This is a genomic window from Desulforhabdus amnigena (assembly GCF_027925305.1).
Classification (GTDB): domain Bacteria; phylum Desulfobacterota; class Syntrophobacteria; order Syntrophobacterales; family Syntrophobacteraceae; genus Desulforhabdus; species Desulforhabdus amnigena.
In genome coordinates, this window is record NZ_BSDR01000001.1 from 1,622,772 (window position 1) to 1,635,384 (window position 12,613).

Here is a 12,613-nt window from a genome sequence, read left to right on the forward strand (position 1 = left end):
TCATGGCTCATAGCTCATGGCTCATAGCTCATGGCTCATGGCTCTTGGTGCGAGGAATCATTCCGCATCCATAGATTGCCCGCCTTCAGGCAAGCCCGGCCTGACTTTGATGAGGGTCTCCCTGCGGATCTGCACCATCCCCGGCTTGGCTCCCGCCGGCTTGGTGACATAGCGGGCCCGCGTGCAGGAAACGGCCACAACTCCCCCCGCGCGCGCCTTACTGTGATACGCTGCAATGGCGGCAGCCCTCTTGAGTGTCTCCCGGTCCGGCTCCTCTCCGGGCTTTGCCCTCAGGATCACATGGCTTCCAGGCATACCGCGCACATGAAACCACCAATCGTCAGGTTTGGCAACTTTGATGCTCAGCCGGTCGTTGTCCTCATCGGTTTTTCCAGCCATCACAACCCAACCTCCGGGGAGTTCATACTCATGAACCTGAGGTCCCCTGGGTTTGAAATTTTTTTCCATATTCTGCATGATCTTATTTTTCAGCAATCTTCCGGCGCCCTGAAATCCCTTGCAAAAGGGCGGCGACGGGTTGGATCATCGGGACTGCCATTTTTCCTCCAGAGCACCGGCCAGAAGCGAGAGATGCGCCTTCTCTTCATCGCCGATGTGAAGGAGGACATTTTTCGTTTCCGCATTGGCGCATTCATTGGCCATTCTCAGGTAGAGATCCAATGCCTGAGTCTCGATCATCATGGCCAGTTCCAGGTACCCGGAAACGGACTGTAGGAACTTTTCATTCTCTTTCATGAAGTCGGCAATGTTCATGCCCCCTTCCATCAGGTCCTTGTCCGCATTTTCAGAAAGAGCCTTCAGTACCATTTCCCTCTCTTCCTCTGTGGGCAGCAGTCCAAGCAGTGTCCTTTCGTGGCTTTCTTCGGCTTTGATGAGACCACTCAGAAGATCGGAGAACACCGGATCGTCCGTTCTCGATCTCACGGCCTCATGAAACTTTTTCAGCCCTTCCTCCATGCGGTAGGCCAGCTTGACGATCTCTTCAGGCGTCTCATCTCCCCGCACGAACTTCAAATGAAACTCCACAGGCCCCACGGCAGTGGCATCCTCCCAGGCATCGATCCCTCCCTGCAAGTGGTAGACGTCCTTGAACCCCTGGTGAACCAGCATCTGCGCCGCCATTTGGCTCCTTCCACCCACGGCGCAATAGACAAGGATCGGCTTCGTGGGATCCAGTGCATCCAGTGAATCCGCCAGGCTGGGCAAAGGCATCAACCTGGCGCCGGGAAGATGGGCTTCTTCATACTCGACAGGCTGGCGCACATCCAGCAGGATGTATGTCCCCTCCTTGTTTTTTTCCATGAATTCCCTGGCATCATCGGGAAACATGCTGCCGGGGCGGTCTGGATCTTTTCTCCTCTGCATTCCATTTCTCCTCATTTCCCGAAGCGGACATCAATCACCTTTGAGGCCTTTCAAAAAAGCGAGCACATTCTGCCCGAGCACTTCGTGATTGTACCCCCCTTCGAGGACCGCAAAACACCCCGCGCCCAGCTTCCTGCATCGTTCCAGAACCATGCGCCCCATGGTCCGGTAGTCTTCCGTAAGCAGTACCCGCCCCCAATCTTCCACATGATTGTCGAACCCGGCGGACACGCCGATGATATCCACCTCTACCGACGCAAGCTTTCTTGCAACTTCATCGAGGTAGATCAGCCGGTCATCCGAATCGGGATTATGAATAGTCACATAACCCTTATGCTCTAAAATGGAAACAGTGCCGTCGCCGTAATGCATGTCGAAGTCCAGGATATGGGCAGTCTTTATGAGGCCGTTTCGTTTCAGATGTTCCAGGGCAATGGCCATATTGTTGAAATAGCAGAATCCCCAGGAACTGTCCGCCGATGCATGGTGCCCCGGAGGACGCACCAGGGCGAAACAGGGTTCCGAGAGTCCCTTCTCTGCGGCCTGAACGGCCCCGCCTGCAGCCAATGCAGCGATGTTGTACAATCTTCTGCGCTCCACACTCTGCACATGCCCTTTCGTATGAACAGCAAGAATGTCGTCATATCCTGCGGGGAAGGCTTCTTCAAAGACGACTTCCCCCTCGACGGCTTTCAAGATGCATTCAATCCGCCCCGGCGCCGCCGCAGGATCCATCGTATATTCTTCAAGGAAATCCTGGTGTGTTATGACCTGCATATCCCCTCCTTTTGAAGATCTTCAATGCATCCGGCCTTGCCACCACATGGTTCCCATTCCAAAAAAGCCTTGAAAGAATGCCATGATCAATGTACCGATCAAAGCCAAGACGATGAAGGCCGGAATGGACGCGATCACCCACTTCACCATAAATATCACCATGGACCAGAATTTCATTTTAATATCTACAACAACCACTTCTGTGACATTTTGCGAATTCATTCCATCTCCCCCCTTTCATTTGATCCAATGATCCAAATGTTGGAAACTCTAATTTTTCGCAGCCATAAGATTGAATCGCATGAGTAAGGTTAATGATCTTAAAGGGCAAATACAAGATTTTAGAGGAGAATACAAAACTTGCAAGAATGAAGATCTATCGCAGTCATTGTGGACATGAACCGAGGAGAAAGATATTGCGAGTTTCCCGATTCTTTCATATTACATAGACAATGCGACATTGTCACATTAACCGCAGAGACACGGAGAGCACAAAGATTTCTTTTGAAGGTCCTTCTCTGTGCCCTCTGTGTCTCCGTGATTCGGATGAAATCCGACAATGTCAAGAAAAAATGAGGGAGAAAGGGCGATAGCCTGTTCCCCAATGATTGCGCTGAAAGGATGATACGATGCCAAAGGATGACAGACCAAACACGCCTGTTGAGAACGCACGACAAGGAGAAAAACGGCACCACTTCCGCGTGGACGATTTCTTGCCAGTGACCCTCAAGAAGGTTTCGGGCGACTGCTCCTGCATGAAAGCAAGAATAATTTCCGGTTTTCGCTCGGGATCGGATGCATCGACAGCCTATGACGACATGCTGCAAGACTCAGTGAATCCCAAAATATGGAAAATGCTTGTAGAGATCAACACCAAGTTGAATCTTATACTGGATCAATTCTGTCTGGAGAGGGAGGGATTGAATAAGGTGGAACGGCAAGTGGTCTCTCTCAGCGCTTCGGGCCTGAGAACCAAGGCATCTGAGCGTTTTGAAATTGGGGATTTCGTTGAAATCGGAATATATCTCCCAACGAATGTTCCATTGTGGATTGCAGTGTATGGTAAGGTCATGAGGAATAAAGAAATCTCCCCAAACGAGTACGAAGTGGCCGTACGCTTCTGCGAAATGGACGAAGAAATAAGAGATAAAATTTTTCAATACACTCTCAAGCGGCAGAGAGAAATCATCAGAACACGAGACCTGGAATGCATGTGACGGCACAGGGAAGGAGCATGTCCCTGGCTAAGTTACAGATCCCGTGATTCCTTCTTTCCCTCAAACTATAGATTGAAACCCCAAGCGATGATTGACAAAAGAGCAAGTCGTCTCCCGTTTCCAAGAAGACCAACCTCCGGGAATATCTCCTTGACTATTCGACGCAAAACAGATACGCGGCATTGACTTTCAGACCGTCTTTGATTCACGAAGCGATCGAAATGACGAGTCGCCGTTGCGCGGCCAATCATCAACCGCAGGCGTTTTTCCTGACACACCCTGGAAAGAAACGGCGTCGGACAGGGTGCCATGATTTGATATTTTTGTTATTTTAGCAGACTGATTTTATGCCTGGCGGGTTTGAATTCTTTTCGCTATTCATTCAAAAGCCCATAAGGTTCATTCAGGTTCATTTCAAATGCATCATCACCGAGGAGGATTTCAGATCCCATGAGCAACGAACCAAACAAGGTCATCTACTCCATGATTGGAGTGAGCAAGTATTACGATAAGAAACCGGTCCTTAAAGACATCTACCTGTCCTATTTTTATGGCGCCAAGATCGGCGTTCTCGGACTCAATGGTTCAGGAAAGAGTTCCCTGCTTCGGATTCTTGCGGGAGTCGACAAGGAATTCAACGGAAAAACCGTGATCTCGCCGGGCTATACAGTAGGTTACCTGGAGCAGGAACCACAGCTCGACCCATCCAGAACCGTCAGGGAAATCGTCGAAGAGGGTGTCCAGGAAACCGTTGACCTGATGAAAGAATACAACCTCATCAACGAAAAATTTGCCGAACCCATGTCCGATGAGGAAATGGACAGGCTCATTCAGAAGCAGGGTGAAGTGCAGGAAAAACTCGACGCTCTCGATGCGTGGGATTTGGATTCCCGTCTTGAAATGGCTATGGATGCCTTGCGTTGTCCTCCCGGAGATACTCCTGTAAAAGTCCTTTCGGGTGGGGAAAAGAGACGAGTCGCCCTCTGCCGGCTTCTCCTGAAAAAGCCGGACATTCTGCTCCTGGACGAACCCACCAACCACCTGGACGCCGAATCGGTGGCGTGGCTGGAACACCACCTTCAGCGGTACGAAGGAACCATCATTGCCGTGACCCACGACCGGTATTTCCTGGACAATGTCGCCGGATGGATTCTCGAACTCGACCGGGGTCAGGGGATCCCCTGGCAGGGCAACTATTCTTCCTGGCTGGAACAGAAGCAAGCCCGCCTGCAACAGGAGGAAAAAGTCGAAAGCGAGCGTCAGAAGACTCTGAAACGCGAACTCGAATGGATTCGAATGTCCCCGAAGGGCCGCCACGCCAAGGCCAAGGCGCGCATCAAGTCCTATGAGGAACTTCTCGGACAGGAAGGCGAAAAACGTTCCAAGGACCTTGAAATCTACATCCCCCCTGGGCCGCGGCTGGGGAAAATGGTCATCGAAGTGGAAAACGTCAGCAAGGCATTCGGAAATACGCTCCTCATGGAAGGATTGACTTTCAACCTCCCTCCCGGAGGTATTGTAGGGGTCATCGGCCCCAACGGCGCCGGCAAGACCACTCTTTTTCGTATGATCACCGGCCAGGAGCAGCCCGATTCAGGAACTTTCCGGATCGGCGATTCAGTGAAACTCGCTTATGTGGATCAAAGCCGCGAGGCGCTCAATCCGGAAAAAAGCACCTGGGAAGCGATCGCGGACGGCGAAGACACCATTCAGCTCGGAAGCAGGCAGGTCAATGCCCGCGCCTATGCAGCCCGGTTCAACTTCTCCGGAGCCGATCAGCAGAAGAAGGTAGGCATGTTGTCGGGTGGGGAACGCAACCGGGTCCATCTGGCTCGAATGCTCAAGTCCGGCGCCAATGTGCTCCTTCTGGACGAACCGACCAACGATCTGGACGTAAACACTATGCGGGCATTGGAAGAAGCCCTCGAGAACTTCGCCGGATGCGCCGTTGTGATCAGCCACGATCGCTGGTTTCTGGATAGAATCGCCACTCACATCCTGGCCTTTGAAGGCGACAGCAAAGTAGTTTGGTTTGATGGGAATTATTCCGAATACGAAGCCGACCGTAAGGCGCGCCTGGGCGCTGCCGCCGAACAGCCTCACCGCATCAAATACCGCCAGATGACGAGAGATTAGGTCAATCATGAACGAGGGCATCATGTCAAATCACGAATGGGTAAAAGAATTTCCGGGTACCATCACCGTTTGCGACTCCGAAGGCATCATTCTGGAGATGAACGATGCGGCAATAGAAGCCTTCAAGAAAAATGGAGGGGAAAAGCTCATCGGCACCAATCTGCTGGACTGCCACCCGGAACCCGCAAGGTCAAAACTCAAGAAACTCCTGGCCACACAAAGGGAAAACACCTACACCATCGAAAAAAACGGTGTAAAGAAATTCATCCATCAGGTTCCATGGTATGAAAATGGCGAATACCGCGGCTTTGTGGAATTCTCTTTAAAAATCCCCGCCCAGATTCCCCATTTCGTAAGGGACAACACCTGAACCATTTTCAGAGAAAGCACAGAAGATTTCCATCAGAAACAGGCAGATTGACGTCAGGTTAAGCATAAAATTGCTCTCGAAGGTTCAAATCCCCCTCTCGAGGGGGATTAAGGGGGGGCCAAGGTCCACAGGAGGTTTCCGGATAGGTTTCTAACTTGAAATTGTCGGATTTCATCCGAACCACGGAGAAAGACTTTCAGATGAAATCCTTGTATTCTCCATATCTGTGAGGTGAATATGACAATGTCATATTAGTCTGAAAGGAGTAATGCGAGGCAGCCTGCAAGCACGGCTACAGATTCAATTCATCCCCCGGTTCCGGGAGCAATACCTGAATATCCTCGATCCCCTTCAGCAGATTCAGGATGTCCGAGAAACGCTCTTTTCTTTCGTCGCGCTGCAGATGCACGAGGGCGAGGGATGCAGCGCGGGCTCGGCGGGAAAAATCGATGCATTCCCTCACAGTCCCATGTCCGGGGGTCACCCCCTCCATGCGGAAGGCCTCGTGAATCACGAGGTCGCATCCCTCCGCCAGCGCAGCCGTTTCAGGAGTCGGCAGACCATCGCCGCTATAGAAAACGGAATGCGCTCCATCTTCTATGCGTACTGCCAGGTCCCTCTGACCGTGGCCGTTGAGTGCAAATTGCCATTTGAGTCCCACGGCAAGGATTTCACGAGTCGGTTCCGCTGTGATGAACTCCAGGGGATACATGAGTTTTTGCAGGAAATGGGGATAAGCAAGTTCCATGGTCCGGCGTACCATATCTTCGACTCCCGACTGCCCCAAAATCGTCAAAGGCTTTTCGCGCTTTGTTTCCCAGAATCTCAGGAGCAGAGCCGGTACCCCGAAAAAATGGTCTCCATGAAAGTGTGAAATCCAAAGGGCATCCAGATCATCCGGGTTCGTCGTCTGCCGCCAGTAAAGCGAAGGCACGGTGAATCCGCAGTCCAGCAAAACAGAGCGTTGCAGACCGTCCGTTTCCGTCCGTAACCAAATGGAGGTATTGGCGTATCTTTCGTCACAAGCTTCGCCGACTCCCAAAAAAACAACCCTCATGCTATCGTTCCTTTCATGGCTGTAAAAATTTCAAATGAGAGCAGCAATTCTCATTTTTGACGGCCTTCACGGTGTTGTCACTTCAGACATCCCCTTTTAAAAATTATCACAAAATTCGCTCACACTGCCACCTTGGCGAAGCCAGTGTCCAGCCCTGCCGGGAATGCCTGGATCCGGTTTTCACCGGAATGACGATCGAGGGTATTCGGATCGTTTTGAGATAGTTTCTTAATCCCTCCTCATAAGGAGGGTGACTTTACTCCAGGAATTTTGCCCTCGAGAAGAGCATGGAAGGTGTCCACTTTTCATAATGAGAATTGCTGGAGAGAGGGCATGAAGCCTTGAAACCGTCATCGATCTATAGAATAATAAAATCGTAATGCCTTTGGAAGGACAGAGTTGAAAAGGATCGGGGCTATAAAAAATCAAATCATTCCTAAACTCCTCATATACCCCCTTTTCCTTCAGACACCTCAGCCGGGATGCAGGACAGTATCCCGGCTTCGCATGGAAATCCAACGGCTTCTGAACTCATTTTTGAACAATCACTCAAACGGTTGGAGGAATAGATGACCATCACTCACGGCTTTGAACTGGTGCGTGAAGAAAACATAGAAGAGTTGAAAACTCGGGCCAGACTTTATCGCCACATCCAAACGGGAGCGGAACTCCTTTCTCTTTCAAATGACGATGAAAACAAAGTCTTTGGAATCAGCTTCCGCACTCCCCCAAAAGACTCTACCGGTGTGGCGCACATACTGGAACATTCCGTACTTTGCGGTTCACGCAAGTACCCTGTCAAAGAGCCTTTTGTGGAGCTTCTGAAAGGTTCGCTCAAGACATTTCTGAACGCCTTCACCTATCCCGACAAAACCTGCTATCCCGTAGCCAGCCAGAATGTTCAGGATTTTTATAATCTCGTGGACGTCTATCTGGACGCGGTCTTTTATCCGAGGATCACCCCCTTCGTTCTTCAGCAGGAAGGCTGGCACCTGGAACTGGAAAACCCCGACCTTCCTCTTACCTATAAAGGCGTCGTCTACAATGAAATGAAGGGGGCCTACTCCTCACCGGACAATGTGCTCGCCGAATTTTCTCAGCAATCCATTTTTCCCGATAATACCTACGGGTTGGATTCAGGTGGAAACCCGAAGGAGATTCCCAATCTCACCTTCGAACAATTCAAGGAATTTCATGAAAAATATTACCACCCGTCCAATGCCCGCATTTTCTTTTGCGGGGACGACGATCCGGACGAACGGCTGCGTTTGGTGAACGAATATCTCAAGGAGTTTCAGAAGATCGCCCCCGACTCCCAGGTTCAACTACAGCGGCCTTTCGACGCTCCTCGACGCATCGTTCGTTCTTTCGCCTCCGGTAGAGAGGATTCCGCCGGCGGTGAAGCCGCTTCCAAGGGAATGATTACCGTCAACTGGCTGCTCCCCGAGACGACGGACCCGGAATTGAATCTCAGCTTTCAGATCCTGCAGTACGTCCTTCTAGGAATGCCGGGTTCCCCTCTGCGTAAAGCACTCATCGACTCGGGCCTCGGCGACGACCTGGCCGGTGTCGGGCTGGAAAGCGATCTGCGCCAGATGTATTTCTCTACGGGGCTAAAGGGGATTGCCATTGAGAATGCAGACCGCATCGAAGCTCTGATCCTGGACACTCTGTCAAGGATGGCAAAAGACGGCATTGATCGCCAAACGATCGAGGCCGCACTCAATACCATCGAATTTCGCCTCCGAGAAAACAACACGGGAAGCTTCCCAAGGGGCCTCGTTCTGATGCTTCGGTCCCTTACCACATGGCTTTATGACGGCAATCCTTTCTCCTTGCTGGCCTTTGAAGCTCCCCTCGCCGCGGTAAAATCCCGTTTGAAGTCCGGCGCTCCCTATTTCGAAAAGCTTATCGAGGAATATTTTCTGAACAATTCTCACCGCACCACGCTGGTTCTGACCCCCGACCCCAAGCTGGCGGAAAAGGAAGAGGCAGACGAACGCGCCCGGCTTGCAGCCATTCGGGAATCCATGACATCCGAACAATTGAAGAACGTCGTTGAAAACACACACGCACTGCAAAGGCTGCAGGAGACTCCGGATCCACCCGAAGCCCTGGCCACGATCCCGACGCTCAAGATTTCCGATCTCGAAAAGCGAAACAAGGTGATTCCCAAGACAGTCCTGCAAAAAAACGGCAGGGAAATTCTCTTTCACGACATTTTCACCAGCGGCATCGTTTACCTGGATATCGCTTTCAATTTGCACACACTCCCCCAGAAGTATCTGCCGTACATCCCCCTCTTTGGCCGCAGCCTGGTGGAAATGGGCACGGAAAAAGAAGATTTCGTGGCGCTTAGCCAGCGGATCAGCGCCAAAACCGGCGGGCTCAGAACCGAAGTCTTCACCTCAGCGGTCCAGGACAGCAAGAAGGCCAGAACCTGCATGATACTGCGGGGCAAAAGCATGCTGACGCAAACAGAAGATCTTCTGAACATTTTGCAGGATGTGCTCCTCAGGGGGCAACTGGACAATCGCGAACGCTTTCGACAAATGGTCATGGAGGAGAAGGCCAGGCAGGAACAGAAGCTAGTCCCCAATGGGCATCAGATCGTCAATATCCGATTGCGTTCTCACTTCGGCGAAGCGGATTGGGCTGCGGAACAGATGAGCGGGATCAGCTACCTGTTTTTCATCCGCCAACTTGCCCGCCAGGTGGATTCGGACTGGCCGGGCGTGCTCCACACCCTCGAGGAAATCCGGCGCATTTTGGTCAACCGCAATGAGATGCTTTTCAATGTGACTCTCGATGCATCGAATTTTTCGCGGTTTGAACCGCAACTGGCAAACTTTATGGAGACCCTCCCCGCTGCTGCCTCCTCCGAAGTCGAATGGGCACCGGAACACCCGCCCGAATTCGAAGGGCTGATGATCCCCGCCCAGGTGAACTACGTCGGAAAAGGCGCCAACCTTTACGATCTGGGTTACCGTTTTCATGGCTCGACTCAAGTGATAACGGGATATCTGAGGACGTCCTGGCTGTGGGAACGCATCCGGGTTCAGGGCGGCGCCTATGGGGCTTTCTGCCTTTTCGACCGGCATTCGGGGATGTTCACCTTCGTTTCCTATCGCGATCCCAATCTCTTGAAAACCCTCAATAATTTCGATCAGGCTTCGGAATTCCTGCGCCATGCGGATCTGAACGAAGACGAGCTCACCAAGGGCATCATTGGAGCCATCGGAAACATGGACTCATACTATCTGCCCGACGCCAAGGGGTACATGTCCATGCTGCGCCACATCACGGGCGATACAGACGAAATCCGCCAGAAGATCCGGGATGAAGTGCTGTCGACCACCGCCGCGGACTTCAGGGCCTTCGCCGATATACTCGACGAGGTGAAGAAAAGAGGCATTGTGAAGGTGCTGGGCTCCCAGTCTGCGATGGAAGAAACCGATTCCGAACGCCCTGGATGGCTCAACCTATTGAAAGTACTATAGCCGTGTAATGGTGAGGTGAAAATCAGGCTAAATCGATCCGCATATTACGTAGATTGCACAGGCTGAACAGTCTTCTACCAACCCAAGATAAAAGGTTTTTTTATCTGCGAAAATTTGCGTGATCTGCGGATAAGAATGGGATGAAAAAGTTTTACTGCCATCCTCCGATTTTCATTATGCCAGCCGTGTACTCCACGTATCCTGAAGAGAACGGCAATCGATTGCCCGGTCAGGATGATACGTACAGGTGGTCAGGGTACGACATAGGTTACCTTCAACCGAGGAGCTTCGGCTGATGAAGCGTCATCCCCGTGAAATTGTATGAAATCATGAGCAGAACCCTTATCCGTGGCGGGTAAAAAGTGGACTCGCAACTGTATCAAACCTCCCTTGTTGATCGCCCGAAGCCCTTCCTCATTGAACAACCCTTTGGAACGAAAACCATTTTTCTTCGGGCGAGTCAAACGGGCGGCACGCCGCACCGCCGCCTCCGCCTGGAAATCACTCTTTTCAAGTCCCGCTGAACCGAAAGTACCTGAAGCGACATCTACAAAGCAGGTTCTGAAAGTTTCAAAGGGATCGGTTTTCGATGCTTTCATCCGCGTCAGGATGAGCTTGGCGGAGGTGACCACCGCATTCTCCGGGATATCGCTGGTATCGAAGGAAAGGATACTCTTGAGTTGACGATTGGCCGCATCGTCTCCAACGCGCAAACTGCCATTTTTCCTGATGGCCCCTCCTCTAAGAGAACCCTCGGAAGACTCCCTTACCCAACCATCCCGGTCCGCCTGCGAGTAAAGAGTCGTGGTTACCGTCTTCGACTTGACGAAATAATAAGCGTTGAGCGCATGAATCAGTCCGTAACCATACTTGTTGTCAGGTCCACTGCTTCCCAAATCGGTCGAAGAAAAAGTCAACGCCTGCTCCAGGGTCTGAACCGGCAAACCGGGGAATGCGCTCAGGAGCAAGGCCATGGCTCCAGCCACATGGGGAGCCGAAAATGAAGTTCCGGATACAACGGCATACGATCCCGGAATCCCGCCAAGAGAGAGGTCTGAAGATGTGATGGCAGATCCCGGGGCCACCACCCGGGGATAGATGGAGCCATCACAGGAGGAAGGACCACGGCTGCTGAAATCGGAGAGATGATTCGATCTATCGATGGCGCCCACAGAAAGAATGCCGGCATTATTGGCCGGAGCCGAACTCGTTGCGGGCTGGGGACCATCGTTTCCTGCCGAAAACACCACTGCGATTCCCGACGCCTTCAAAGCATGAATGTCAGACTCGTATTCCTTGATGCATAAGTCCTCCGCCTTGGAAAAGCCCCAGGAATTGTTTAAAACGTCCGGGGCATCATCCGTATCAGGATTGCCGTCCGGATCCAAAAGCCATTGGAAGCCCTGATGGATGGCGCTGGCTCTGGCGTTTCCGTCGTCATCAAATATCTTGACAGCAATCCAGTTCGCTTTTGGAGCCACACCGATAGCCGTTCCACCACCATTTCCCCCTACGAGGATGCCCGTAACCAGCGTTCCGTGGCCATCGGAATCATGGGGCTGGGCGTATCGACCATAGGGATCAAACCAGCTGTTGCTTCCTCCGCGCCAGCACCCGGCCAGATCCGGATGACTTCCATCCACACCGGAGTCCATAGTCGCAACCGTTATTTTCTGTCCTTCAAAACCAAGGTCCCACAAATCCCTGGCGTGAATCCGATCGATATTCCACTCCGCCACCGTTGTGGCGGTATATGTGACATGGGCCAAAGGAATCACGGCATCCATTCTGATTTCATCAACGCGAGGATCGTTCGCCAGTTCGCGAATGACATCCGCTCCTGCAGTGAGAGCCATCCCATTGATCAGCCACAACTGAATGGATTTCTTGATGCCCCGATTTTGCAAGAAGGTGCGTAAGGGCATTTGCGAATGCTCCGCCTTTTCTTTAAGAGATTTGATGATGGCTGCCCTTCGAAGCCTTCGTGGCATTTCACTGAACTGGCCGATTACAGCCTGGTCGGCAAGAGTGACGATCACCGAAATCTTTTCATCCGGCCTCCTGGATTTTAAACTGGAAGCCACATCAGGATTGAGAACCGCAGCATTCACCGCCGGCACCAGGAACAAAACAAAAAAAGTCATCACCCATGCAAACCATGACATTTTCA

The 12,613-nt window shown here is 51.9% G+C and carries 10 protein-coding genes; 4 read left to right on the top strand and 6 right to left on the bottom strand.

The window, feature by feature from the left end:
- Positions 1–57: 57 nt before the first annotated feature.
- The 4 genes from QMG16_RS07020 to QMG16_RS07035 all read right to left on the bottom strand — a co-directional run bounded on the left by QMG16_RS07020 (position 58) and on the right by QMG16_RS07035 (position 2,385).
- On the bottom strand, positions 58–477 hold the full coding sequence (locus QMG16_RS07020) for an NFACT RNA binding domain-containing protein (protein ID WP_309298895.1): 420 nt from the start codon (positions 475–477) through the stop codon (positions 58–60).
- Positions 478–543: 66 nt separating this feature from the next.
- Positions 544–1,386, bottom strand: a complete 843-nt coding sequence (locus QMG16_RS07025; RefSeq protein WP_281793261.1) for a rhodanese-like domain-containing protein — start codon at positions 1,384–1,386, stop codon at positions 544–546.
- A 30-nt stretch (positions 1,387–1,416) separates the two neighbouring features.
- Entirely contained in the window at positions 1,417–2,163 is a 747-nt protein-coding gene (locus tag QMG16_RS07030; protein WP_281793262.1) for a histone deacetylase family protein, read from the bottom strand.
- Between the two features lie 21 nt (positions 2,164–2,184).
- Positions 2,185–2,385 carry a hypothetical protein gene (locus QMG16_RS07035; RefSeq protein WP_281793263.1) on the bottom strand — a complete coding sequence of 67 codons (201 nt, stop codon included), beginning with the start codon at positions 2,383–2,385 and terminating at the stop codon, positions 2,185–2,187.
- A 407-nt stretch (positions 2,386–2,792) separates the two neighbouring features.
- Between QMG16_RS07035 and QMG16_RS07040 the strand changes: the two genes are divergently transcribed.
- The 3 genes from QMG16_RS07040 to QMG16_RS07050 all read left to right on the top strand — a co-directional run bounded on the left by QMG16_RS07040 (position 2,793) and on the right by QMG16_RS07050 (position 5,886).
- Positions 2,793–3,380 carry a PilZ domain-containing protein gene (locus QMG16_RS07040; RefSeq protein WP_281793264.1) on the top strand — a complete coding sequence of 196 codons (588 nt, stop codon included), beginning with the start codon at positions 2,793–2,795 and terminating at the stop codon, positions 3,378–3,380.
- Between the two features lie 450 nt (positions 3,381–3,830).
- On the top strand, positions 3,831–5,516 hold the full coding sequence (gene ettA / locus QMG16_RS07045; protein ID WP_281793265.1) for an energy-dependent translational throttle protein EttA: 1,686 nt from the start codon (positions 3,831–3,833) through the stop codon (positions 5,514–5,516).
- Positions 5,517–5,538: 22 nt separating this feature from the next.
- Positions 5,539–5,886 (top strand): PAS domain-containing protein, encoded by a 348-nt coding sequence (locus tag QMG16_RS07050; protein WP_281793266.1) that lies wholly within the window; start codon positions 5,539–5,541, stop codon positions 5,884–5,886.
- Positions 5,887–6,178: 292 nt separating this feature from the next.
- Here QMG16_RS07050 and QMG16_RS07055 read toward each other — a convergent pair whose 3' ends face one another.
- A complete protein-coding gene (locus QMG16_RS07055) occupies positions 6,179–6,943 on the bottom strand; it encodes an MBL fold metallo-hydrolase (protein ID WP_281793267.1) in 765 nt (254 codons plus the stop codon).
- Positions 6,944–7,512: 569 nt separating this feature from the next.
- Here QMG16_RS07055 and QMG16_RS07060 point away from each other — a divergent pair.
- On the top strand, positions 7,513–10,443 hold the full coding sequence (locus QMG16_RS07060; RefSeq protein WP_281793268.1) for an insulinase family protein: 2,931 nt from the start codon (positions 7,513–7,515) through the stop codon (positions 10,441–10,443).
- A gap of 251 nt (positions 10,444–10,694) precedes the next feature.
- Here QMG16_RS07060 and QMG16_RS07065 read toward each other — a convergent pair whose 3' ends face one another.
- Positions 10,695–12,608: a S8 family serine peptidase gene (locus QMG16_RS07065; protein ID WP_281793269.1), complete on the bottom strand. Its 1,914-nt coding sequence runs from the start codon at positions 12,606–12,608 to the stop codon at positions 10,695–10,697.
- Between the last annotated feature and the right edge of the window lie 5 nt (positions 12,609–12,613).